Raw genomic sequence first — 22,220 nt, forward strand, 5'->3', positions numbered from 1 at the left:
TGGCTACAAGTGCGGCTTCTACCGCGCAACCACACTTCCCACTTCCTCGAGCGGGAGTGTCCTCCCGCCATTGGTCGTAGTACGTCGACAAGAGCCCCAGGTCACGGCGGCTCGAAGAAATAACCATGATCAATATGCCGATTCCTCTTGACAAGTGATGCCGGTCACCCTCAGTCTGTGATCCAAGCAATTAATCATGTTTATTTGCTCCAATCTTATGTCGACGTGGAGGTGCGGCAATGCACGACCAACAGTTCCGAAACCTGATGGCAGGGGTGTGTGCACCGGTCACAGTGGTCACGACCGCCGACGACGACGGCCCGCACGGCGCAACCGTCAGCTCGCTGGCGTCGCTGTCGCTACGACCCGCTCTCCTCTCCATCGCGCTCGATCGCCGATCGAGTCTGCTGTCACGCATCATCGCCACCGAACGATTCGGCGTGAACGTGCTCAACTCCACACAGGACGACATCGCGATGACCTTCGCGTCACGTGACCTGGATCGATTCGGCACGACGCCGTGGTCGCCGTCGAACGGGCTACCCCGGATCGACGCTGTCGCCGGATGGGCCGCCTGCGAGCTCTGGCAGACCATCGAGGCCGGCGACCACCTGCTGCTCATCGGCTCGGTGACCCACGCCGCGTCCGAGCAGCGTCCCCCACTTGTCTACGGCCACCGAACCTTTGGTACCCATTCCCGGTTTGCCACCCGCCCGCGGACCGCGATTGTCGACCAAATCGTCGCCTGCGCAAGCTGACCAACCCAGTCCCAGTCCCCACCCTCAGAAGGAGAACCCCATGACCATCACCACCACCAGTCCGGCAACGGTGGATCACACCGTCCCAGCCGACGCCGAACTCGTTGCCCGCGCGCGGGAACTCCGTCCGCTCCTGGCGGCGAATGCCGCTCAGGGAGAAAAGGATCGGCGAGTCGTCGAAGAGAGCATCCAGGCTCTCACCGACGCCGGACTGTTCCGCATCTCCGTACCCAAACGCTACGGCGGCTACGAGACCTCCATGCGCACGATGCTCGACATCTCGGCGGCAGTCGCTGAAGCCGACGGTGGCACCGCGTGGGTCGTCACGCTCACCAACGTGTGCAACTGGCTTGTCGGACTCATGTCACAGCAGGCGCAGGACGAGGTCTTCGGCGCCGACCCCGACGCCAAGGTGTCCGGTGTGCTCGCTCCCACCGCCGAAACCCGAAAGGTCGACGGCGGATACCGGGTGACCGGCAAGTGGTATTACAACTCCGGCTCACACCATTGCACGTGGGCGGTCATGGGCATTCCCATCACCGATGCCGACGGCAACGTCGTCGACCAGGGCTGCGCGCTGATCCCCCGCTCCGACATGGGCTTCGAGGACACGTAGTTCGTCGCGGGCATGCGATCGTCGGGAAGTAACTGCCTCATCGCCGATGACGTCTTCGTGCCGGACCATCGCGTGATCAGCGTCCCGCCGGCGATCGGCGGTCACTACGCCACACCCCACAAGGACGAGGTTCTGTATCGGTCTGCGCTGATCCCAGTCCTTGCTCTCGTACTCGTCGGGCCGCAACTCGGAATGGGCCGTGCGGCACTCGATTTCGTGATCGCCAAGGCGCCCAAGAAACCGATCTCCTATACCTTCTTCACCTCGCAACAGGAGTCCACTGCGTTCCAGTTGCAGATTGCCGAGGCCGCGCGGCTCATCGACACCGCCCAGCTGCACGCATACCGGGCTGCCGCCGACATCGACGAGGCTGCCGCACGAGGCGAGTATCCGGACTATCTTATCCGGGCGCGCGTCCGGTCGGACACCGGATATGTGGCCGACTGCGTGACCCGCGCCATCGACATCCTGCTGTCGGCGCACGGCGCGGGTTCGTTCGCCGAAGTGAGTCCTCTGCAACGAATCTGGCGCGACTCGGCGGTCGCGGCCCGGCACGCGATCGTCTCACCAGCGGTCAGCTACGAGCTGTACGGCAAAGCCTTGCTCGGCGTCGAAGACCCGATCACCCCGATGGTCTGACGGCCACACATTCAGAAGACCAAGGAGCACAACACATGCGAATCGCCAATCACAACCAACGCGCAACGCTGATCCTCGGTGAGTCCGGGGCCGAGGTCGGCGTCGACATCTTCGACGCGTCGGGAGGCCGCTTCGGTCCGGACCTCGATCTCGTCTACGGGGGCTGGAATGAATTCATCAGCTGGGCAGTCGCTTTCGACACATCTGCCGCGGACGGATCACCGGTCGATCGAGCACTTCTGGGCGCTCCGTCACCACGGCCACGTCAAGTGTTCGCCGTCGGATTGAACTACGACGATCACGCCGCCGAATCGGGATTCGAGTCGCCGACACATCTGCCGCCCGTGTTCACCAAGTACATCTCCAGTTTCTCCGGACCCGATACCACGGTCACCATTCCCGAAGGCGGTGCCGTCGACTGGGAAGTCGAGCTTGTCGTGGTCATCGGACGCGAGGCCACCGGGATCGACGCCGACGACGCGTGGAGGTACGTCGCCGGGCTCACCGCCGGACAGGACATCTCCGAGCGGATCACCCAGACACGCGGACCCGCACCACAGTTCGGGCTGGGGAAGTCCTATCCCGGATTCTCCCCGCAGGGTCCGTGGCTCGTCACCCCCGATGAGTTCGCCGATCCGGACGACCTTGAACTCGGTTGCGCCGTCGACGGGGAGGAAATGCAAAAGGGACGCACTCGCGATCTCATCTTCCCCGTTCCTCGGTTGATCGCCGAATTGTCCCGCAACGTCACCCTCCACCCGGGCGACGTGATCTTCACCGGAACTCCGGCCGGCGTCGGCGCGGGTCGAGAACCCAAGCGGTTCCTCGCACCCGGCGAACGACTCGACAGCTGGATCACCGGAATCGGTGAACTGCATCAGACCTTCATCTCTGCTCCCCAGTAAGGACCTGCCATGACCCTGCATCGCCTCGCGTCGGTCACCATGGGCGTACCCAACGTCGCCCAGACTGCCGCCTACTACACAGAATTCGGGCTCACCCCACAGGCCGACGGATGGTTCTCGACCACCGACGGCGGACGTCAACTCCGCATCATCGAGACGCCAACCCGGCGGCTGGTCGCCCTCACCGTCGGCGCCGACCACCCCGACGATCTCGGACGCATCGCACACAACCTGACACAACTCGACATCCCCTTCGAGCGGACGACGAACAGCATCTCGGCGATCGAAGCCGCCACCGATCTGCATGTCACCGTCGAGGTTCAAGCGCGCATCACCCAAGCCCGCGTGGCGGCGACCCCGTACAACGGGCCTGGTCGCCTCGGCGCGAGACCTGCCGCGCCCCGGGGGTGCTGCGGACGGCCGCGGTCCGACCCCGCAAGCTCGGACACGCGGTGATCGGAAGCACCGATCATGCAGTCACGCAACGCTTCTTCACCCACGGCCTGGGTTTCAAGGTCAGTGACGAAGTACCGGGCCTGGCGGCCTTCCTGCGGTGCTCCACCGATCACCACAACGTTCTCGTGCAGCAGGCTCCGGTCAACTTCCTCCATCACACGTCGTGGCAGGTCGATGATGTCGACGAGGTCGGACGCGGCGCCATGAGCATGCTGGAAGCCGATCCCGGACGCCATGTGTGGGGTCTCGGTCGGCACTACGCCGGCTCCAACTTCTTCTGGTACCTCAAGGACCCGGCGGGAAACTTCAGCGAGTACTACTCCGACATGGATTCGATCGTCGACGACCAGCTATGGACCCCAGAAGTGGTCGAAGGTGCCAAGGGACTGTTCAGCTGGGGTCCCCCACCTCCGCCGTCGTTCCTGGCCCCGGAGGATCTGGCCGCCCTGATGACCGGCGCGCACAGCGCCGCCTGAGGGACAGCCGATGACTGTCGACATCACACCGGCCGAAGCGATCTGGACGCCCGACGTTGCGGCGTCGGCGGTGAGCCAACTCGCCCGGTTCACCAGCCGTGTCGAGAAGCGTACCGGTGAGCGCTATCCGACTTACCGGGAGCTGTGGCGGTGGTCGGTCGACCATCCCGCCGATTTCTGGACAGCGGTGGTGGATCATTTCGACGTTCTGATCGACGATGCGCCGGCAAACGTGTTGCCGGACCGCACGATGCCGGGCGCGCGGTGGTTTCCTGGTGCGCGGATCAACTACGCGGAGCATGCCCTCCGACTCCGGGGTGACGACACGGCAGTCATCGCGCTCGGCGAAACGGGAGACACCACTGAGGTGTCCTGGAATGTGTTGCGCGGCATGGTCGGCGCTGTGCAGCGCTGGCTGGTCGAGCACGGTGTGCGACGCGGCGACCGAGTCGTCGGCTACCTCCCGAACACTCTCCACGCGGTGGTCGGCATGCTGGCCACAACGGGACTCGGCGCGATCTGGTCGGCGTGTGGGCAGGACTATGGCGCCGCGGGCGCGCTTGCCCGGTTGGGGCAGTTGGAACCGAAGGTGCTCATCGCCGCCGACGGCTATCGGTGGAATGGCAAGGTACACAGCCGATGTGGAATGGTCGAGACGATTCGGTCGTCGATGCCCGAACTCGTTGCGACACTGGGCGTTTCCGCTATCGGTGATTCGCGGTTCGGCGTCGGCGTCACCGGCTGGGACGACGTGGTCGCACACCCCGCCGAACCAGAGTTCGTCCGCGTAGAGTTCAACGATCCTCTGTGGGCGCTGTTTTCGTCAGGTACCACCGGAGCACCCAAGGGCATCGTCCACTCGCACGGCGGCGTGGTCGTCGACCACCTCCGACTTCTGGGCTTGCACAACGACCTCGGTCGCGGAGACCGGTTCTTCTGGTACACGACGACGAACTGGATGATGTGGAACATGGTGACGTCCGGGCTGTTGACCGGTGCGGCCATCGTTCTCTATGACGGGAGTCCAGTATTCCCAGGGCCACAACGGCTATGGGAGATCGCGTCGGACCACCGAGTCACGGTGCTCGGCGTCAGCCCCGGCTATCTGGCGGCCTCCGAGAAGGCCGGGCTGAGTCCGGCGTGCGACCTCGACCTGTCCCGGTTGCGTACGATCGGCAGCACCGGTGCACCCCTTCCCGCTCAGAGTTACCAGTGGGTGCGGGATCATGTGGGCACGCACATACAGCTGGCATCGACAAGCGGCGGCACCGACGTCGTGAGCGGCTTCGCCGGTTGTGCACCCAACACCCCGGTCTGGGCCGGCGAGATCTCGGCACCACTCTTGGGAGTGGACCTGCAAGCATGGAATAGCCAGGGGTACAGTGTAATTGGCGAGGTTGGCGAGCTGGTGATCGCAACACCGATGCCGTCGATGCCGGTGTCCTTCTGGAACGATCCGACGGGCCAACGCTATCGCGACGCCTACTTCGACACCTTCCCCGGAGTATGGCGGCACGGCGACTGGATCACCGTCACCGAGCGTGGTTCGGTGATCATTTCCGGGCGCTCTGATGCGACTCTGAACCGACAAGGCGTCCGGCTCGGTAGTGCGGACATCTACGACGTCGTCGATGCGCTGCCCGAGATCCGTGAATCATTGGTGGTGGGCGTTGAGCTCGACGACGACCGTTACTGGTTGCCGTTGTTCGTCGTGCTAGCCGACCACGTCACCCTCGACGACGATCTGCGTGCTCGGATCGCTGGGGCCATCGGTATCGGCGCGTCACCACGTCATGTCCCGGACGACATCATCGCTGTCCCGGCCATTCCGCACACCCGGACGGGCAAGAAGCTGGAGGTGCCGGTGAAACGGCTGATCCAGGGCAAGCCGCTGCAGCAGGTCATCGGTGTCGACACTGTCGACGATCCCGAGTCTCTCGCCTACTTCTCGCGTTTCGTGGATGGCGGCCGATCAGGTGCTCAGCGGCGGCGCTGAGAAGTGTCCCGGGATGATCTGCGCGTCACCCAACGAACGCTTGATCGCCCAGTGCTCGGTGAACCGGCAGACCGACATCTTCCACACGCCATCCTCGACGACGTATTCGTCGTCATAGTCTCCGGTCATGATGGTCTCGGTGGCCTCGACGGTGTTGACCTGCCGGAAGCGCAGACTCCAGGTTCCGCGGGCGCTGGTGTCGTCGAGGATGGTGATCTCGGGATGCATGCCGTGGTGCATGTCGTAGACGACGAACTTGCCGTCGATCCGCGCGAGCGCCACCTTCTCGAAGATCCGGGCCATCGGCTCGGCGTCGTCAAAGCCGCCGAGGCGACCGTAGTCGATCCGTGCTCCCGACCTGATGAAGCAGGATCGAAACCCTTTGGGATCCTTGGTGTCACATGCGCGCCAATAGCGGTACTTCAGCTGCGTGATCGCCTCGACGTGCTCCAATCGCTGTAGCCGGCGGGCCAGGTCATCGGTTGAGGGCATCGTCGCCTCCAGGTTGCTCGGAATGTGCATCCACCATATGCACCACCGAGCCGATCCCCCGCTGGTCGATCTCGACACGGTGCCTCGGTTTCGAGACGGGTCGCGCTCGCAGGCTCGCTCTCGAAACCAGGCGTCGTGTCGAGACCGCCTGGTGAGCCGACCATGTCAGCACCCACCAGCCACCACCCACCCCCCTCACCGCGGGTAGGTCCGATGTTGTTGCCCGGTCATCGGATTCGTCCACAGGATGCTCCGATCGGTGAAACTACCCCGTCGCTTCGCTCGCCCCGGACACATCACCGGTATCCACAACCCGAAATGCTTGCGATGGTGATCGGGGGTGCACAACGGTGCGAGGTTGAAGTGCACGGTCCAGCCACCGGCCTCGGGGTCGGCATGGTTGAACTTCACCGGATGATCGATCTCGCATTCCGACGCAGGTTTGGCGCAGAACGGATACCGACACGTCCGATCCGTGGCCAACACTGTCGCCCGTTCACTGGCTGACGGCCGGTAGGTGGTGGCCCCGCGGGGTGGTGTGGTGTGTCCGCCGTGCCCACTCGGGTCGATGGGTGGGGCGGGTCGGCGTTCCCCGATGATCAACCCCGACCACGCCGGTCGGATGCCGGTCTCGGGCAGCTCGATCTGCTTACCGACGCCCTGCTCGGCGATCTGAGCGGCGTGCGCGGGGTCGATGGCCCCGTACCCATCCAGATACGGGACCTCGACACCGGTGGGGTCGGTAATCACCGTCACCGACGGCACCGGGTCCCGTAGCGCCCCACCTGAGGGCTCGTCGTCCGTCTCGCCGGCCTCCTCCGCCGCGTCGGGTTGCTCTGCAGCGTCGGGTTGCTCTGCAGCGTCGGGTTGCTCTGCAGTGTCGGGTTGCTCTGCGGTGGCGTCGTCCTCTACCGGGTCGCGGTCGTCGGTGTGCGACTCGCACTCCGGTTCCGGTGTGTTCGCCGGTGCTGCTTCGGGTTCCGCGTCGTCCGATTCTGGTTCCGGGGCGGGTCCATCGGGTTCCGGGGCGGGTCCTTCGGGTTCTACGTCGGCCGGGTCGGTGGGTGCGTCGGGTGGTGCGGGTTGCACGGTGGGGCAGTCCTGGCGCCCGCATTCACAGGTCAGTCGGGCGCCGGGCAGGCCGTGGAGTTCGGCCAACGCCGCCACCCGCCGACGACCCAGGGTGCGCGGATCGTGGCGGCACACCCGCGCCCCGATCAACTGCGCGAGACGTGCGCGCAGGAATTCGCCGTGCTCAGCGGGCACCGTCGCATCAATCGACGAGTGCCCGTGCGCATCATCCCGCACGATCACGTTCTGGTGGCGGTCGGCGAAATCCTCCCGCGCATCCGCAGCGGCATCGGGGTCGAGAGTGATGATCAACTCCGCCAACTGCGACCGCAACGTCTTGTCCAGGGTCGGGCGCGCCGCCAACTCCAGGGCGAGTGGCTCCACCTCCACCCGCAGCGACTCGCCCAAGATCTCGAGGGCTCGGGTGATCACCAATGCCCGCGATGTCGCCAGATCACCGTCGAGGTAGGCCAACCGCACCCGGTCCATACCGGCCAGCGCGATACCGAGTTCGATCCAGCGGTGTGCGGTCGAGCGGGACACCCCGACCCGTAGGGATACTTCTCCGACGGCAGCTTTCTCGGCTGATACCGGGTCGGCGCGGTGGGGGTCGGGGTCGGCCAGCATGTCGTCGTAGACGCCGGCACCGATCTTGTGGGCCAGCAGCACGGTGCGGGCTTCGGCGCGACGGGTGTGGCGTAGTTCGCGCATCGCGTGGTGTTCCAACCCGAGTGTGGAGGCAGCGCGAATCGCCGCGTCATCGGCCTCGGGATCGGTGAAGGTGAACACGCGCAGTGCCTTTCACGGGCGAGCAGGAACAGGGACCTGTCGTCATCAGCACTGTCATCAAAGAAACCGCGCAGTCATGTCATCAACTGAGAACAGACTATCGGGAGGGTCTGACAAGAATCGTCGCGCTCGAGTTGGCGCTGGTCACCGACACTCTCGGATCACCGGGGTGGTCTCGACACGACGCCTCGCCCAGGGGCTCGGAGTCGGCTCGACCAGCGTAAGCGGATCGGTGAAGGTGAACACGCGCAGCGCCTTTCGAGCGACAAGGGTCAACAAACCGTCGTCATCAGCACTGTCATCAAAGAAATCGCGCAGTCATGTCATCAACTGAGAACAGACTATCGGGAGGGTCTGACAAGAATCGTCGCGCTCGAGTTGGCGCTGGTCACCGACACTCTCGGGTCACCGGGGTGGTCTCGACACGGCGCCTCGCCCAGGGACTCGGAGTCGGCTCGACCAGCGTAAGCGGATCGGTGAAGGTGAACACGCGCAGTGCCTTTCGGGCGACAAGGGTCAAGGAGCCGTCGTCATCAGCACTGTCATCACAAGGGGTGGAGACTGTCATCTCGGTGAACTACGAACACACTATCGGGAGGGTCTGACAAGAATCGTTGTGCTGGTGTTGTGCCTGGTTGCGGACACATTCGTCGCCCCGGGTTTCGATATGCGCCGGGCTCGCAAGCTCGCGCGACGCTACTCAACCAGCAGAGGAGAGGTCCACCAGCAGAGGGGGGGCTCGGAGTCGACCAGCGCGGATCGCTCGACCAGCGAGTGGGTGCCTCGGAGCCGGCCATCGCTAGCCTGGACTCATGCATGTTGTCATCTACGGGGCCGGCGCAATCGGCGGTGTGATCGGTGCGCATCTGTTCTCGTCGGGCACCCCGACCACCCTCATCGCTCGCGGTCGGCATCTGGAAGCCATCCGCACGAACGGTCTTGTGCTCGATACCGCGCAGGGTCGCGAGGCGTTACAGATCGACACCGCGGCAACCGCTTCCGAGATCGACTGGACGGACGAGTCCGTCGTGTTCTTGTGCGTGAAGTCCCAGCAGACCGCGGCCGCTCTCGAAGATCTGCGTTTCCACGCACCCCCCATGACGCCCATCGTGTCCGCTCAGAACGGTGTGGCCAACGAGCCCGCCATCTTGCGCCTGTTCCCCAACGTCTATTCGTTGTGCGTGGTACTGCCCGCACTGCACCTCGATCCCGGAGTGGTGATCCAGCTATCCGACGGAACTCCCGGACTACTCGACATCGGAAGGTACCCAACTGGATTCGATGACACAGCCGAGACCATCGCCGCCCGCTTGCGCGCGGCGTCGTTTCCGTCCAAGGTCCGCGGCAACATCACCGCGTGGAAGTACCGAAAACTCATCACCAATCTGGTCAACGGTGTCGACGCCACCTACCGGAACGACGGCCCCGCGCACCACGAGCTCGTTCGCCGCGCCCGCTCCGAAGGGGAGGCCGTCCTCGATGCCGCCGACATCGAGGTGATCACCGAGGAGTCCGACATCGCACGGCGGGCCGACTTCATCAAGCGCCGCGACACCGGCGACAACAGCTACGGAAGCTCGACGTGGCAGAGCGTCGAGCGGGGCGCCGGCAGCGTCGAGGTCGACTATCTCGCCGGCGAGATCGTGTTGCTCGGGCGCCTGAACGGCGTGCCGACACCGGTCAACGAACTGGTGCAGGCCGAAACCGTCCGACTGGTGCGCGACGGGTTGCCGGCAGCAAGTCTCGACGCCCAGGAGGCTCTCGCGCGAGTCGGTGTAACACCACCGACCGCAGAGTGACCCGCGTCTCACAATCGCTGACGGTCAACGATTTTGACGACTTCTTAAGGCTCGATCCCCTTGGCGTGGGACCCGCGCAGGCGTAGACCGTCAAAGGTGACGTTGTTAGATGTCCTGCCCTCCCTGAAAGGGGTAACCGTGGCCCGTTCCTTTGATCCCACCTCGTGGCGTCTACCCATCCACACCCAAGCCGACGACATTCTCGTCGGTGAGCGTTCGTTGCGGGAGGAGTCCCGTCAACGCAAGGTCGCGTTCTACCTCGACGTCGACGGTGAACCGACCTGTCAGAGCTTATGTCCGGCGTCGATGCTGTTCCCGGCGCTCGTCACCCGTGTCACTGCCGCACGTCACACCGCGGGCCGGGCGACACTACACATCGACACGGCGCTCCCGCTGACCGCCGTGATCGCCGATCTCGCCATCGTCGGTCATCCCCTTTGCGGAGCAAGCATGTCCGACGTGACCATTGTGGACACCGCCGGACATCGGCGTACCGTGCACGCCGAACTCCCGGCGAATGTCGCCGCCACCAGTACCGTCGTGCTGGCTCTCGGCTGGGTCGAGGCGCACTTGCCGACACAGCCAGCTGTCAGCGTTTGAGGATCGAAACACCCTCTCCACCAATTTCTTCCGCTCCTACACGACGCCCCGTCAGCACCAGCATAAGTGACTCCGCAGCCCCCTCGATGACCGGACCTCGCCCGGCCGTCCAATCGATATCGGTTGCCCGCCAACACACCTGGTCACCGACTGTCGAGAAGATCTCGCGCGCTTTGGGACTGGTGAGGAAGTCGAGTACCGCACGCTGACGTTCTGCGTCGACGCCGGACGGCATTCCGAGTGGTCGTCGGATGTCGAGACCGTGCACGACGATGTCGGTCAACGGGGCCGACGGTCCGTATCCGGGTGGCGTGAAGCGCTTATCTGCTTTGTCTCGCAACATTGTTGGCAGTCGATCTCGGTACCGCTCGGCGACCTTTGCGGTCATTGCAAGATTGGCGCGGTCAAAGTTGCCGCTCGCCTTGATCATCGCCAGCCCGAAAGCCGGAATCGACACTGTCAGTGGGACCACCAGATGCGCGACGACGTCCCGGCAGGTCCATGCGGCGCACAGAGACGGTGTGTCCCACTGCTCGGTGGTCAAGCCCGCGACATCGTCGGCCAGTTTCCGGCGTTCATCGGCGATCGCGGCGAACGCAGCGTCGTCATCCATCGCGGGCATGCCCTCAGCCGAAGGTGTGATGAACGGCTTCGACGTTGTTTCCGTCCGGATCACGTAGGAAGACAGCGTAATAGCCTGGATGGTACTCAGGCCAGATACGCGGCGCGTGCAGAACTTCGACGTCGGATGCGACGGCGGCCCGATACACCTCGTCGACTGCGGCACGGCTCGGCGCGGCGAGCGCCAGATGCACCGGGCGGTTACCGCTGTCGACCAGCGGGCCGAACCACAGCTTCGGAAAGCCATCGGGCCCGCCGAGCGCCAGGACCGCGCCATCCGGACCGTCGATGCGCATCGCCTCGTGGACGCCGAGCGCACCGAACACGTGCGTGAAGAATCCGAGCGACGCCTCAGGGTCGGCGCATTGCAGGGCCAGATGGTCGATCATTCCCCGACCGTACGTGACCTGGCGCGCCGACACGGCACGAATGTCACCCCCGAGTCCTAACTTGGTGGCAACCCGTCGACAGCATGGACACCAACATGAGCTCTCTCACAACAAGCCGCGAAGTCCTCGGCCCATGGTCGCTGCCTGTGAGCAGGCGGTTCTGGGAAGGTTTCACACCCGCAGCCCTCGCCGCACAACAGGACGACGACGCACTGACCACCACGTTCCGTGTCGACGCGGATTGGTCGGCTGCGCACGCGAGCGTCACCCAGGACGGTGGCGTCGCCGAGATCTCCGTCGGAGGTGATGGCGACCTCGACGCCGCGACCGAACAAGTCGCACGGTTCCTGTCGCTCGACGTCGACGCACGCGGTTGGCCGGAGGTGGGCGTCCGCGATCCGGTGATCGGCCGTGCGCAGCAAGCGCTCCCGGGGTTCCGGCCGTGCGGCTTCCACTCAGCGTACGAGGCGGCGGCATGGGCGGTGTTGTCTCAACGGCTGCGGATCCCCGAGGCGGCCCGGCTGAGAAAGCAGATCACCGACCGTTACGGCGACGACGGCGCCTTTCCCACACCCACCCGACTGGCTGCGCTCGACCTGGACCTGCCCGGGCGCAAGACCGAGTATCTGCATGCCGTTGCCGCCGCGGCGCTCGACGGGCGCCTGGACACCGCCACCCTGCGCGCCATGCCGGCAGACTCAGCGATCGAGTCCGTGCGTACGATCACCGGGATCGGGCCCTTCGCGTCGGGGCTGATCGTCCTGCGGGGCGCCAACGCACCCGATGCGGTTCCCGAGCGGGAGAAGCGGCTCGAAGCGCAGGTCGTGAAGCTGTACGGACCGGGTAGCACCGTCGCAGAGGTCTCGCGGGCGTGGCGACCGTTCCGGACGTGGGCGTCGGTACATCTCCGCGCGCTCGCCGAAAGCGACCACTGACTTCAGCTTCTCTTCAGTTCACAGATCGCACACTTGGCCACACTCCGAACCGACTCTCGGGAGGCTGGCATGACGATGCGCCGGAAGACCACCTTGGTGGTGGCCGCATTCGCGACTCTGGCGGTGCTCGCGCCTCAGCCGGCCGGGGCGGCTCAGACACTCGACGCACCGGTTCCACCACCCGGCGCCATCGCGTCGGCCGTTGTCGGCAACCAACTCAAGTACTGCGCACTCATCTGCCCGCATATCATCGACTTCGTCGTCGACGTTCCGACTGCGATCGTCGGCGCTCCCCGAGTATTCATCGACGCGCAACAGCGCACCGGGTCCCGTGATCGTGCGACCGGTATCGCACTCACCTCGGTGACCTCGCCGGCGCGATCCGCGATGTCCGGGATCATCGGCAATGATCTGAATCTTGTTCTGCCACGGGCACAGAACGCCCTCGAGGTGGCCATCGTCGAGATGCTGCATGTACTCGACGTCGCGAGATCCGGGGCGGGGTCTGTCAGGGTGCAGCGCGCGTTCAACGCCGGCCGCGCCCAGATCGTCGATGCCCTCAATGCGCCGATCGTCGAGAACCCGCCACCCCTGGCACGGCCACGAACGCAGCAGCAGGCGGCCGTCGTCGACGCGATCGACGTCGGGTCTGCGGTGTTGTTCCGAGCACCCGAGATCGTGCTGGCGGGCGCCACCGAAGCGGCCGACATCGCCGCGAGTCACCTTGCCAGAACGGGTGATATGAGCGGTGCGCGCATCGTTGGCACCGATCACCTTGCCGCTGTTGTCGCCGACGCGGCTCGTGCGATCGACACCGCCACCCGAACGCACGCGGTGCCGACGATGCGACGCTGACCGCCATCCACATCCGCGTCTGCCTGTGGACAACTCGACTCGGCGGCCCGTATCCGTCATCGCCCACGTTTACTGTCCGGTCAAGGACCACAACCACCGGCAGGGGGCCACCATGAGTGAAGACGGATTCGACACACCTGTCGAGAAGGCATGGCAGCAGTACCGCGGACGACTCGCCGATCGCATCGGGGACCTGCTACCGGGCCAGACGTTCACGATCGGCAACGACGAAAACCTTTGCACAGCAACGTACGACATTCGCGTCACACGAACGGCAGCCAAGCGAATCCGGGTCACGGTCGACGTCATGTCGGTGTTCTCCGAAGACAACCACGTACTCACCCACAACATGACCGCACTGCGGCGCATCGGTTGGCGGCTCCTCAACGACGACTCCTTTCTCGTGGAACGGTACGACGATCGGGTCGACGAGGTGGCGACGCTGGTGGTCACCACCTTGCGCGAGGTCTACCGCGTCATCGACCCGTCGTTCCTCGCCGACCCCGACGGATCGTCGACCCCCGTTCTGGAACCGGTCGTCGAAGTCGGTGTACGCGTGCGGGATTCCGAACACCTCCGCACACTGGTGATCGGCGTGATCGAGAACGCAACCGATGAGCCCATCAACTTCGACGACAATGACAACGACATCCCGATCGCGACCGAACCGGTACCGACGTGGCTGCACATCGATCCGGAGGTTCCTCGCCTCATCCTGTCGGCTCCCCTGACACACCGAATCTCCGACCCGACGCATGCCACCAAGGTCGTCGCCGAACAGCGACACCTGAATCCCTACATCACTCTCGTCCCTCGCGGACGCCACATCTACGCCCAGCTCGTCCTGGAAGCGACGGTCTTCCATCCCGCCAATCTCATTTCGGCACTGGGCAATTGGCGCGAGTTCCTCAGCGAACAGGTCCCGCTCCTGATCGAGCTCCTCGAGTCCGGCAACGACGACGCGGACGACGCCGAAGGAGACCCTGACGAGACTCCTGCGCAGCTACGAGTCCTCATCCAGCTCGATCCCGACGCAACGACACTGAGTCCGATCGAGGTCGCCCGCCTGTGCAACGGCAACGCAGACCTCTTGGTCGATCTGGTCGAGTTCTGCCAATACCAATGTCTCAGTTGGCGTCGGCATGCGACCAGATCACCCGACGCCGAGGAGGCGGCCTTCGCGCAGACCGAACTCGAACGATGGTCGGGCACAACCGAGCAGCTGCGCGGGGCGCTGCGTGTGGTGGCACTACCCGACATCGGGCTCGACGACGCAGCGGCAGCGTCCTGACGCGGAAGTCTCGTGCAGAATGATGGGTCGCCAATCCTCACCGAAAGTTGGTCACGTGAGCACTGCCTACGACTTCACCGCCGACGACATCGACGGCAAACCCGTCCCACTCTCGACCTTCACGGGCCTGCCGCTGCTGGTGGTGAACACCGCGTCGAAGTGCGGTTTCACCCCGCAGTACGAGGGACTCGAAAAGCTGAGCCGCGAGTACTCCGACCAGGGTCTGCGCGTGTTGGGTTTCCCGTGCGATCAGTTCGGGCACCAGGAGCCCGGCGACGCCGACGAGATCAAGAACTTCTGCTCACTCACCTATGACGTGACTTTCCCGATGTTCGCGAAGATCGACGTGAACGGTCCGCACGCCCACCCGCTCTACGAGTGGCTTCGCACGCAGAAGAAGGGACTTCTGGGCGGGCGGATCAAGTGGAACTTCACGAAGTTCCTCGTCGACCGCGATGGCAACGTGGTCGATCGCTTCGCACCGACCACCACACCGGACAAACTCTCCGGTGCGATCGAGAAGGTGCTGTAGAGAACGCGTCCGGCCGGTGAACATCTGACGTCCTGACGGTGCTCACACCCGAAGGTCGTCGTCGGGGCTTGTGCGCGGCGGTGTCGGGACGGAAGGATCACCAACCATGATCGCCACGCGCATCCGGTCCGTCGTCGTCTCCATCCTCGCGGTGATCGCGCTGGCGGTACCCGCCGTCGGCTCAGCGGTCGCAGCTCCGGTCGCGGCGCCGAGCCGATTCAGCACTGCGCAGCTCGTCGGACCGTACCCGTCCGACATTCCTCCGGGCGGCACCTACATCCCCGTCCTGGACGGCTTCTCGTACCTGCGGGCGCACCGACCCGACATCATCGCGCAGAACCTGCGAATCGTGCAGCGCACCAACAACTCCGCGACCGCCGCGCAACAGGCCGACGCCATCGCGATCAACTACGACGACCGGCTCGAGTCGTTGTCGGTGGCGTTGGGAGCCAAGCTCGGTGCCACGTTCCGCAAGCTCATTGCGGGCGGCCAACTGCCCAAGGTCGCGGCGCTCGTGAAGGGTGACACCGCGCGCGTGGGAGTGCCTCTCGGAACGACGCTGTTGGAGAAGGAGTACTTCGACAACCCACGCCCGTTTGTGGTGGCGCCGTCGAGCATCCGCCGCTACGACCGTCCCGGCGGGCACCTGTACGCGGAGTTGCGCAACAACGGCTCCTACCCGTCGGGCCACACGAGCATGGGCTACTGGAAGGGTGCATTGCTGGCCTACTGGCTGCCCGAGCTGGGTCCGCAGATCATCGCTCGCGCCGGTGAGATCGGACGCAGCCGCATGGTGCTCGGAGTTCACTACCCGCTCGATGTGATGGGTGGGCGGATCATGGCCACCGACATCGTCGCCGCCAGGCTGACCGACCCTGGTTTCGCATCACTGATCAGGCAGGCCGGCACCCAACTTCGCGGTGCACTGGAACGCGCCGTCGGTATGCCGTTGTCGAGATTCATCGCGACCGACCGGCCCTACCTGAGCACCAACGCAGCCGTCACCGAACACCGAGGGATGATGACGTTCGGATTCGGACGGATCGCGCCCGGTCAGCGCAACGCCATCCCGGCGTCCGCGGCGGCACTGCTGCGGACGCGGTTCCCCGGGTTGTCAGATGCCCAACGCTTGGCAATCCTGACGCGCACCGCGATCGGCTCGGGCTATCCGCTCGACCAGGCCGGCGCCGACGGCGGCTGGCTCCGCATCGATCTCGCCGCTGCGTACGCAGCCACGCCCTGATGTTGCCCGAAGACCGGCGCCCCGAGGCGTTTGAGGCAATGACGCGTCGCTTTCCGACTCGAAGGGTACTGCCTCAGGCCTCCTGACCTGCGCGAATCACCTGCTGGTTGAGTAGCGACGCGCGAGCCTGCGAGCGCGCGCGTATCGAAACCTCGTGAGTCGAGATTGTCGGTGACCACGACGTGCGGACTTAGAAATCTCACCCGATTTCGTTACGACTCGCCCTGAGGGGCTCGCCTACTCAATCAGCAGACAAATCTTCCCGCTCCACGATCGCCGACGTCAGCGGGTGGGTCGCAGGTCCGAGGAGCGCGGGCGTCAGGATCTGATCAGTGCGCTCGGCGTGAACGAGTCCGGGTTGGCACGCATCCAGTCGTCGAGCCAGGTCGGCGGCGTCTCCACCAGCAATTGGCGGGGACTCAGCCACTCGTAGATCTCGGCGTACGTCCGCTGTTCGGTCGGCGACACCCGCTTGCGCAGCAGGTGCGGCGACAGCTGGGACAGGTCGCTGACGCCCATCGACGCCATCAGCCGCATCGCCTGGGCGACGGTGGCCTTCTGGTACCGGTAGGCCCGTTCGCTCTTGTCCTCGACGTCCAAGGCGCGCGCCCGCCGCGCGTCCTGAGTGGCGACGCCGACCGGGCAGTGGTTGGTGTGACATCGCTGCGACTGGATACAGCCGACCGCCATCATCATGGCGCGAGCGGCATTGGTGTAGTCGGCACCTTGGATCAGACGTTTGACGATGTCGTTCCCGGAGGCCACCTTTCCGCTGGCGCCCAAGCGGATTCGGTCTCGCAGGCCGGTCCCCACCAGGGCGTTGTGCATGGTCATCAGTCCGTCGGTCAGGGGCAATCCGACGTGATCCCCGTACTCCGGCGGCGCTGCGGCCGTGCCGCCCTCGGCACCGTCGACGACAATGAAGTCCGGGGTGATGCCCTCGGCCAGCATCGCTTTGCAGATGGCCAGCACATCCACCCGCGAACCCAGGCACAACTTGAACCCAATCGGCTTGCCGTTGGCGAGTTCTCGAAGTTGTGCAATGAAGAAGACCAGTTCTCGCGGCGTCGAGAATGCCGAATGCGCCGGCGGACTCACGCACTTCTCGCCGACCGGTATCCCGCGATAGCGAGCGATCTCCTCGGTCACCTTGGCCGCGGGCAGCACCCCGCCGATGCCGGGCTTTGCACCCTGGCTCAGTTTCACCAGGATGCCTTTCACCTGTTCGGTGGCCGCCTTGTCGGCAAACTGGCGCGGATCGAAGCGCCCGTCTGCGGCGCGGGTCCCGAAGTAGCCGGATCCGATCTCCCAGATCACATCTGCGCCGCCGAGATGATAGGGGGTGAGTCCACCTTCACCCGTCTCATGCGCAAAGCCACCCTTGTGCGCACCATTGTTCAAAGCGCGCAACGCATTTCCGGAAAGCGCACCGAAGCTCATGGATGAGACGTTGAGCAGTGCCATGTCGTAGGGCTGTGTGCAGTCGGGCCCGCCGACGCGCACCCGGAACGGCGCGTCGGGTGGGATCAGCGGCGCCGCGGAGTGGACCAGGTATTCGTAGCCGTCGGCGTCGATGTCGCGTTCGGTGCCGAACGCCACGTCCGACGTAGTCCCTTTGGCACGTTCGTAGATCAGCGACCTGACGTCGCGATCATAGGGCCGTCCGTCGAAGTTGCGTTCGATGAAGTATTGCTGAAGCTCCGGTCGGACGGCTTCGAGCAGAAATCGCATCCGCCCGACGATCGGATAATTGCGCAGCAGCGAGTGCCGCCGCTGCGTCAGATCGTGAGCACCCAGTGCCGCCAGTGGCACGAGAACGACGGCCGCGAAGATCCACTGCCATGCTCCGAGCACGGTCGCAACCACCGACACGACAGCGAGAACCGCGAGTACTACCACCCCTGCGATCCGGAACACCGAGCTGAGCATTCCGTGCCTCCTACTTCACCGAACCGAACCCACCGACCGGCGGTACAGCGTCCACCACATCATCGCGGATCGGCCCTCGTCGCGAGCGATTGTTGGCCACGACATCGCACCGAAGAACAAAGCACCCTCCCACCAGATAAGTGGGAGGGTGCCTGTGGCGGTGGCGGAGGGATTTGAACCCTCGGTACGGGGTTACCGCACACAGCATTTCGAGTGCTGCACCTTCGGCCGCTCGGACACGCCACCGCGGAAGACTGTACCGCAGCTCGCGTCCAGCCTTAAATTGGCTGGTCAGAGCGGCCTGATTGCCTTCAGTTGCCGGTCAGCTTGTCCTTGACGTCGTCGACCTTGCCCTTGACGGCGTCGGCAGCGTCGGCGATCTTCTGCTTGCCCTGCGCCACACCCTGATCGGCTTTGCCCTCGTTCTTGAGGTCCTCGTCGCCCGTCAGGCTGCCGGCGGCTTCCTTGCCACGGCCCTTCAGTTCCTCGGCCTTGTTCTTCGCATCGTCAGAGATTGCCATCTGATCCTCCTCGAGTGAGGTCCGGTGTGGCCCGCTGCCACCCCGGAATCGAACATCGGGCCTGCTCACGCGCCGCTGCTGGACGCGAAAGGCCACGAGGGAGTCACTCCCCCGATACCCACCGTGCCACAGCACGGCAGAGCTGCCCAGAATCGCAGGTCAGCGCGCCGGGATCAGCGCCCGCTGAACTTGTCGGCGACCTCGCCGGCCTTCTGGCGGGTGACCGTGATCACCTCTTGTACGCGGTCGTTGTCGACAAACGCCTCGACCTTCTCGCGCGCGACGCCGAGGGCATCTTGGATCTTGCCGCTCTCGACGAATTCGTCGATCTTGGCCACTGCGGTGTCGACGACATCTTTGATCTTGTCGGCAGACTCACTCATCTTGTACTCCTCGTCGGGGGTTCTGGACTCAAGATTGCCAGCCGGTGCGCGGTGTCCGCATCGGGAGCGGTCACGGAGATTTCCCTGAGTCCACCCCGAGGCGGCTAATCGGCCGGTGGCGCATCCCGGCGGTCGGTGAAGAATCCGACCATCAGCGCGCGGCACTGCTCCTCGAGGACACCTCCGCGCACCTGCGGACGATGACTCAGACGCGGGTCGCGGACCACATCCCAGAGGGATCCGACCGCCCCGGTCTTGGGCTCCCACGCCCCGAACACGAGCAGATCGACCCGCGCCAGGGTGATGGCCCCGGCACACATCGTGCAAGGTTCGACGGTCACGGCGATCGTGCAGCCCGGAAGGCGCCACCCGTCCCCGAACGCCGCGGCGGCGGCTCGCAGGGCGAGGATCTCGGCGTGCGCGGTCGGGTCGGCGTCGGCTTCGCGGCGGTTGGCTGCCCGGGCGAGTTCGATTCCGTTCGGATCGAATACCACCGCTCCGATCGGAACGTCGTCGGCTCCGGCGTCGGCCGCCGCGTCGAGAGCACACACCATCATGGACTCCCAGATCGGCGGGCTCACCTGCTCACCCATCTCCGGGCCGTCAGTGGCCGAGGGAGTCGAGAACCTTGGAGAGCTCGTCGGCAAACCCGAGTCGCGCGGCGATCATGCCGATCTGCTCGTCGGCGTACAGGTCGGTGTCACCGACGATCACACTCATCACCGCGTCGGGCAGACCCAGGTCGGCGAGCAGCCCGAGGTCGCCCTCCTCCCACGGGTCGATGTCGTCGAGGTCATCCGGGTCGAGGTCGGGGACGTCGACGTCCAGCGCGTCGAGCGCATCGGCGGCGACGTCGTAGTCGAGTGCTGCGGTGGCGTCGGAGATCAACAACCGCGCACCGCCAGGCGCCGGGCGGACGACGATGAAGAACTCGTCGTCGACGTCGAGCAGGCCGAACACCGCACCCGCTGCGCGCAACTCACGAAGTTGACGTTCGGCGTCCGAGAGATCCCCCAACGCGGCGGGCTTCATCGCGGTGACCTTCCACGCACCGTCCTCGCGAACCACGGCTATGGCAAAACCGTCGATGTCATCGTCGTTCTGCGTGTTCGAGCCCGTCTTCTGCGCGCCGGCACCAGCCATGCAGGTCACGGTAGCCGTAAACGGCGAACCGCCCAAGTCCTCGGCAGACGCCGATCGCGATATGGGAATCTGTCCAGGTGAGTGATCCCAATACTGCCGGGCCCGAACCGCTCCCACCCGTCTGCGTGCTGGGCCTTGGGCTGATCGGAGGATCGCTGCTTCGCGTCCTGCACGACGCGGGGCACCAGGCCTTCGGCTACAACCGTTCGACGCAGACGGTTGACGACGCCGTCCGCGACGGTTACCAGGCTTCGTCGGATCTGGCTGCGACGCTGCGTCGCGCCGCCGAGTCGGACGCCATGATCGTGCTCGCAACCCCGGTCACCACGATCGAACCGTTGGTGTCGGCGATCGCCGACCTCGCACCCGACGCCCTGCTCACCGACGTGATCAGCGTCAAGCAGGAGGTCGCAGAGATCGTGGCGCGACTGCATCCGAACGCGCGTTACGTGGGTGGACATCCGATGGCGGGAACGAGCCGGTCGGGGTGGTCGGCGACCGACCCGAGCCTCTTCGTCGACGCGATGTGGATGGTCACGACCGACGACGCCACACCGGCACGGGACTGGCTCGCAGTCGCGACCATGGCGCTCGCGACCGGCGCCCGGGTGGTTCCTGCGGCGGCCGACGCACACGATCGTGCGGTCGCCGCGATCTCGCATCTGCCTCATCTGACGGCGGCCGCCACCGCGGCGGTGGGCGCAGGCGAAAGCGGCTTGGCACTACGTCTGGCCGCTGGGAGCTTTCGTGACGGCACGCGCGTGGCCGGGAGCGCACCCGCATTGCAGCGAGCAATGGTGGAGGCCAATCGAATTGCCGTTCTCAACGTGTTGAGCGAAACGATCGACCGCCTGATCGCGGCTCGCGACGACCTCCGGGACAAGGGCACCGTGGAGGTACTCATCGACGATGGGCACCGCGCGCGCATCGCCTACGAGGAGATGGCGAACGGCGCGGTGGAGGCCATCAACGGCGTCGAGGTCGGTGACGACGGCTGGCAGCACGAATTCCGACGCCAGGCCCATGCGGGTCGGGTTTGGGTGGGTTGACATTGTCGTCTCACCAGGGCTTCGAGGCTCTCGGCTAGCGCCTCGAGCACCTCAGCCAGCGGAGGGCAACTCTTCGGTGGGCGGGTCGGCTCAGACGCGGGTGGCCAGGCCGGGGTAGTCGATCACGAACCCGTTCTCGTCGACCGAGAGCGTGGAGTTCGCGACCGGTGAGACCACGCCGACACCGTCGGCCTTCGGCGTGTAGCTGAGGGTGGCCGGCTCCACGGTGCCCTGCGGGAGGTACACGTACACGACGGGAACCTCGACTGCGGCACCGCTGCCGGCGGAAAGGCCGAGGCGTCGGATGGGCAGCGCGTTGAACATCGGCGAAAGGGCCAGGTCCACGTCTTGCGCGCCCCCGAAGTCGCTGCGAATCGATTCGCCGCTCGGTGAGTGCACCAGCCAGTGATCCTCTTCGTCACGGTTGATGGCGAACTGGGTTTCCCCACTCACTTGGACGAGGTGGATGGACAGTCGCTTGGTCACACCGGAATCGTTGGTGACCAGCTCGTACGACGCGGAGAACGCCTCGTGGGTGTCGGTGGCGGCGGCGATGATCCGGCCGTAGGCCTTGATCCGTGTGCCGTTGACATGAAGGCGAACCTGCTCGAGGCGGTCGGTTCCTTCGCCCCGCCACGTCAGCATCGTCCGGTACTCACCGGTGGGTGTCGCGGTCTGGGGGGCTGCTTGCGGAGAACTCACCCTCCTACGGTAGCGACCAGGAACCGATTC

The 22,220-nt window shown here is 65.2% G+C and carries 23 protein-coding genes, 1 tRNA gene and 1 pseudogene; 14 read left to right on the forward strand and 11 right to left on the reverse strand.

Annotation, left to right across the window (positions count from 1 at the left end; all coding sequences use genetic code 11):
• The first annotated feature begins 239 nt into the window (after nucleotides 1-239).
• From ACWDTF_RS09340 to ACWDTF_RS09365, 6 genes and pseudogenes are all read left to right on the forward strand, one after another.
• Complete coding sequence (locus ACWDTF_RS09340) at nucleotides 240-758, forward strand: flavin reductase family protein (RefSeq protein ID WP_240857951.1); 519 nt, start codon at nucleotides 240-242, stop codon at nucleotides 756-758.
• Nucleotides 759-798: 40 nt separating this feature from the next.
• Nucleotides 799-1,374: an acyl-CoA dehydrogenase family protein gene (locus tag ACWDTF_RS09345; RefSeq protein WP_355272785.1), complete on the forward strand. Its 576-nt coding sequence runs from the start codon at nucleotides 799-801 to the stop codon at nucleotides 1,372-1,374.
• Nucleotides 1,375-1,386: 12 nt separating this feature from the next.
• Nucleotides 1,387-2,013 carry an acyl-CoA dehydrogenase family protein gene (locus tag ACWDTF_RS09350; protein WP_355272782.1) on the forward strand — a complete coding sequence of 209 codons (627 nt, stop codon included), beginning with the start codon at nucleotides 1,387-1,389 and terminating at the stop codon, nucleotides 2,011-2,013.
• A 35-nt stretch (nucleotides 2,014-2,048) separates the two neighbouring features.
• Nucleotides 2,049-2,918: a fumarylacetoacetate hydrolase family protein gene (locus ACWDTF_RS09355; RefSeq protein WP_355272779.1), complete on the forward strand. Its 870-nt coding sequence runs from the start codon at nucleotides 2,049-2,051 to the stop codon at nucleotides 2,916-2,918.
• Nucleotides 2,919-2,927: 9 nt separating this feature from the next.
• Nucleotides 2,928-3,850: pseudogene (locus tag ACWDTF_RS09360) on the forward strand (VOC family protein).
• Nucleotides 3,851-3,860: 10 nt separating this feature from the next.
• The gene (locus ACWDTF_RS09365; RefSeq protein ID WP_355272776.1) at nucleotides 3,861-5,846 is read left to right on the forward strand and encodes an acetoacetate--CoA ligase; all 1,986 of its coding nucleotides are present in this window, start codon (nucleotides 3,861-3,863) and stop codon (nucleotides 5,844-5,846) included.
• Here the strand turns inward: ACWDTF_RS09365 and ACWDTF_RS09370 are convergent.
• Nucleotides 5,823-6,338: a nuclear transport factor 2 family protein gene (locus ACWDTF_RS09370; RefSeq protein ID WP_355272773.1), complete on the reverse strand. Its 516-nt coding sequence runs from the start codon at nucleotides 6,336-6,338 to the stop codon at nucleotides 5,823-5,825. The genes ACWDTF_RS09365 and ACWDTF_RS09370 overlap by 24 nt on opposite strands.
• 195 nt (nucleotides 6,339-6,533) lie before the next feature.
• Nucleotides 6,534-8,198 (reverse strand): HNH endonuclease signature motif containing protein, encoded by a 1,665-nt coding sequence (locus ACWDTF_RS09375; protein ID WP_433257505.1) that lies wholly within the window; start codon nucleotides 8,196-8,198, stop codon nucleotides 6,534-6,536.
• Nucleotides 8,199-9,010: 812 nt separating this feature from the next.
• Here ACWDTF_RS09375 and ACWDTF_RS09380 point away from each other — a divergent pair.
• Both ACWDTF_RS09380 and ACWDTF_RS09385 read left to right on the forward strand, forming a co-directional pair.
• The gene (locus ACWDTF_RS09380) at nucleotides 9,011-9,997 is read left to right on the forward strand and encodes a 2-dehydropantoate 2-reductase (protein WP_433257503.1); all 987 of its coding nucleotides are present in this window, start codon (nucleotides 9,011-9,013) and stop codon (nucleotides 9,995-9,997) included.
• Nucleotides 9,998-10,135: 138 nt separating this feature from the next.
• Nucleotides 10,136-10,597 (forward strand): hypothetical protein, encoded by a 462-nt coding sequence (locus ACWDTF_RS09385; RefSeq protein WP_433257501.1) that lies wholly within the window; start codon nucleotides 10,136-10,138, stop codon nucleotides 10,595-10,597.
• On the opposite strand, the gene ACWDTF_RS09390 is transcribed toward ACWDTF_RS09385, so the two are convergent.
• Nucleotides 10,587-11,219, reverse strand: coding sequence for a maleylpyruvate isomerase family mycothiol-dependent enzyme (locus tag ACWDTF_RS09390; RefSeq protein ID WP_449754307.1), 633 nt, complete (start codon nucleotides 11,217-11,219; stop codon nucleotides 10,587-10,589). The two genes, ACWDTF_RS09385 and ACWDTF_RS09390, sit on opposite strands and share 11 nt — an antisense overlap.
• Nucleotides 11,220-11,223: 4 nt before the next feature.
• Nucleotides 11,224-11,607, reverse strand: a complete 384-nt coding sequence (locus ACWDTF_RS09395) for a VOC family protein (RefSeq protein WP_433257497.1) — start codon at nucleotides 11,605-11,607, stop codon at nucleotides 11,224-11,226.
• A 95-nt stretch (nucleotides 11,608-11,702) separates the two neighbouring features.
• Here ACWDTF_RS09395 and ACWDTF_RS09400 point away from each other — a divergent pair, with 95 nt between their 5' ends.
• The 5 genes from ACWDTF_RS09400 to ACWDTF_RS09420 all read left to right on the forward strand — a co-directional run bounded on the left by ACWDTF_RS09400 (nucleotide 11,703) and on the right by ACWDTF_RS09420 (nucleotide 16,463).
• Nucleotides 11,703-12,542 carry a DNA-3-methyladenine glycosylase family protein gene (locus ACWDTF_RS09400; RefSeq protein ID WP_355272760.1) on the forward strand — a complete coding sequence of 280 codons (840 nt, stop codon included), beginning with the start codon at nucleotides 11,703-11,705 and terminating at the stop codon, nucleotides 12,540-12,542.
• 69 nt (nucleotides 12,543-12,611) lie between these two features.
• Nucleotides 12,612-13,397: a hypothetical protein gene (locus tag ACWDTF_RS09405; RefSeq protein WP_355272757.1), complete on the forward strand. Its 786-nt coding sequence runs from the start codon at nucleotides 12,612-12,614 to the stop codon at nucleotides 13,395-13,397.
• Nucleotides 13,398-13,509: 112 nt separating this feature from the next.
• Nucleotides 13,510-14,688, forward strand: coding sequence for a TY-Chap domain-containing protein (locus ACWDTF_RS09410; RefSeq protein WP_240857932.1), 1,179 nt, complete (start codon nucleotides 13,510-13,512; stop codon nucleotides 14,686-14,688).
• Between the two features lie 55 nt (nucleotides 14,689-14,743).
• A complete protein-coding gene (locus tag ACWDTF_RS09415; RefSeq protein WP_308221044.1) occupies nucleotides 14,744-15,220 on the forward strand; it encodes a glutathione peroxidase in 477 nt (158 codons plus the stop codon).
• 106 nt (nucleotides 15,221-15,326) lie between these two features.
• A complete protein-coding gene (locus ACWDTF_RS09420; protein WP_433257493.1) occupies nucleotides 15,327-16,463 on the forward strand; it encodes a phosphatase PAP2 family protein in 1,137 nt (378 codons plus the stop codon).
• 318 nt (nucleotides 16,464-16,781) lie between these two features.
• Here ACWDTF_RS09420 and ACWDTF_RS09425 read toward each other — a convergent pair whose 3' ends face one another.
• The 6 genes from ACWDTF_RS09425 to ACWDTF_RS09450 all read right to left on the reverse strand — a co-directional run bounded on the left by ACWDTF_RS09425 (nucleotide 16,782) and on the right by ACWDTF_RS09450 (nucleotide 20,439).
• Complete coding sequence (locus ACWDTF_RS09425) at nucleotides 16,782-18,392, reverse strand: FMN-binding glutamate synthase family protein (protein WP_355272751.1); 1,611 nt, start codon at nucleotides 18,390-18,392, stop codon at nucleotides 16,782-16,784.
• A gap of 155 nt (nucleotides 18,393-18,547) precedes the next feature.
• Nucleotides 18,548-18,638: transfer RNA gene (locus tag ACWDTF_RS09430), tRNA-Ser, on the reverse strand.
• A 65-nt stretch (nucleotides 18,639-18,703) separates the two neighbouring features.
• The gene (locus ACWDTF_RS09435) at nucleotides 18,704-18,913 is read right to left on the reverse strand and encodes a CsbD family protein (RefSeq protein WP_355272748.1); all 210 of its coding nucleotides are present in this window, start codon (nucleotides 18,911-18,913) and stop codon (nucleotides 18,704-18,706) included.
• A gap of 173 nt (nucleotides 18,914-19,086) precedes the next feature.
• A complete protein-coding gene (locus tag ACWDTF_RS09440) occupies nucleotides 19,087-19,296 on the reverse strand; it encodes a hypothetical protein (RefSeq protein ID WP_240857929.1) in 210 nt (69 codons plus the stop codon).
• 104 nt (nucleotides 19,297-19,400) lie between these two features.
• Entirely contained in the window at nucleotides 19,401-19,877 is a 477-nt protein-coding gene (locus tag ACWDTF_RS09445) for a deaminase (protein ID WP_433257490.1), read from the reverse strand.
• A 22-nt stretch (nucleotides 19,878-19,899) separates the two neighbouring features.
• The gene (locus ACWDTF_RS09450; RefSeq protein ID WP_355272745.1) at nucleotides 19,900-20,439 is read right to left on the reverse strand and encodes a tRNA adenosine deaminase-associated protein; all 540 of its coding nucleotides are present in this window, start codon (nucleotides 20,437-20,439) and stop codon (nucleotides 19,900-19,902) included.
• Nucleotides 20,440-20,516: 77 nt separating this feature from the next.
• Here ACWDTF_RS09450 and ACWDTF_RS09455 point away from each other — a divergent pair, with 77 nt between their 5' ends.
• Nucleotides 20,517-21,488 carry a prephenate dehydrogenase gene (locus ACWDTF_RS09455; RefSeq protein WP_433257488.1) on the forward strand — a complete coding sequence of 324 codons (972 nt, stop codon included), beginning with the start codon at nucleotides 20,517-20,519 and terminating at the stop codon, nucleotides 21,486-21,488.
• Nucleotides 21,489-21,578: 90 nt separating this feature from the next.
• Here ACWDTF_RS09455 and ACWDTF_RS09460 read toward each other — a convergent pair whose 3' ends face one another.
• Complete coding sequence (locus tag ACWDTF_RS09460; RefSeq protein WP_240858005.1) at nucleotides 21,579-22,133, reverse strand: putative glycolipid-binding domain-containing protein; 555 nt, start codon at nucleotides 22,131-22,133, stop codon at nucleotides 21,579-21,581.
• Nucleotides 22,134-22,220 lie beyond the last annotated feature (87 nt).

It is taken from the genome of Gordonia sp. NPDC003422 (genome assembly GCF_053588675.1).

Excerpts from the sequence above, each read along its gene's own strand:
- ACWDTF_RS09370 (WP_355272773.1), bottom strand. The coding sequence starts at position 6,338 with ATGCCCTCAACCGATGACCTGGCCCGCCGGCTACAGCGATTGGAGCAC.
- ACWDTF_RS09420 (WP_433257493.1), top strand. The coding sequence starts at position 15,327 with ATGATCGCCACGCGCATCCGGTCCGTCGTCGTCTCCATCCTCGCGGTG.
- ACWDTF_RS09340 (WP_240857951.1), top strand. The coding sequence starts at position 240 with ATGCACGACCAACAGTTCCGAAACCTGATGGCAGGGGTGTGTGCACCG.
- ACWDTF_RS09355 (WP_355272779.1), top strand. The coding sequence starts at position 2,049 with ATGCGAATCGCCAATCACAACCAACGCGCAACGCTGATCCTCGGTGAG.
- ACWDTF_RS09365 (WP_355272776.1), top strand. The coding sequence starts at position 3,861 with ATGACTGTCGACATCACACCGGCCGAAGCGATCTGGACGCCCGACGTT.
- ACWDTF_RS09425 (WP_355272751.1), bottom strand. The coding sequence starts at position 18,392 with ATGCTCAGCTCGGTGTTCCGGATCGCAGGGGTGGTAGTACTCGCGGTT.
- ACWDTF_RS09435 (WP_355272748.1), bottom strand. The coding sequence starts at position 18,913 with ATGGCAATCTCTGACGATGCGAAGAACAAGGCCGAGGAACTGAAGGGC.
- ACWDTF_RS09350 (WP_355272782.1), top strand. The coding sequence starts at position 1,387 with ATGCGATCGTCGGGAAGTAACTGCCTCATCGCCGATGACGTCTTCGTG.
- ACWDTF_RS09345 (WP_355272785.1), top strand. The coding sequence starts at position 799 with ATGACCATCACCACCACCAGTCCGGCAACGGTGGATCACACCGTCCCA.
- ACWDTF_RS09450 (WP_355272745.1), bottom strand. The coding sequence starts at position 20,439 with ATGGCTGGTGCCGGCGCGCAGAAGACGGGCTCGAACACGCAGAACGAC.
- ACWDTF_RS09405 (WP_355272757.1), top strand. The coding sequence starts at position 12,612 with ATGACGATGCGCCGGAAGACCACCTTGGTGGTGGCCGCATTCGCGACT.
- ACWDTF_RS09440 (WP_240857929.1), bottom strand. The coding sequence starts at position 19,296 with ATGAGTGAGTCTGCCGACAAGATCAAAGATGTCGTCGACACCGCAGTG.
- ACWDTF_RS09460 (WP_240858005.1), bottom strand. The coding sequence starts at position 22,133 with ATGCTGACGTGGCGGGGCGAAGGAACCGACCGCCTCGAGCAGGTTCGC.
- ACWDTF_RS09395 (WP_433257497.1), bottom strand. The coding sequence starts at position 11,607 with ATGATCGACCATCTGGCCCTGCAATGCGCCGACCCTGAGGCGTCGCTC.
- ACWDTF_RS09380 (WP_433257503.1), top strand. The coding sequence starts at position 9,011 with ATGCATGTTGTCATCTACGGGGCCGGCGCAATCGGCGGTGTGATCGGT.
- ACWDTF_RS09390 (WP_449754307.1), bottom strand. The coding sequence starts at position 11,219 with ATGCCCGCGATGGATGACGACGCTGCGTTCGCCGCGATCGCCGATGAA.
- ACWDTF_RS09400 (WP_355272760.1), top strand. The coding sequence starts at position 11,703 with ATGAGCTCTCTCACAACAAGCCGCGAAGTCCTCGGCCCATGGTCGCTG.
- ACWDTF_RS09410 (WP_240857932.1), top strand. The coding sequence starts at position 13,510 with ATGAGTGAAGACGGATTCGACACACCTGTCGAGAAGGCATGGCAGCAG.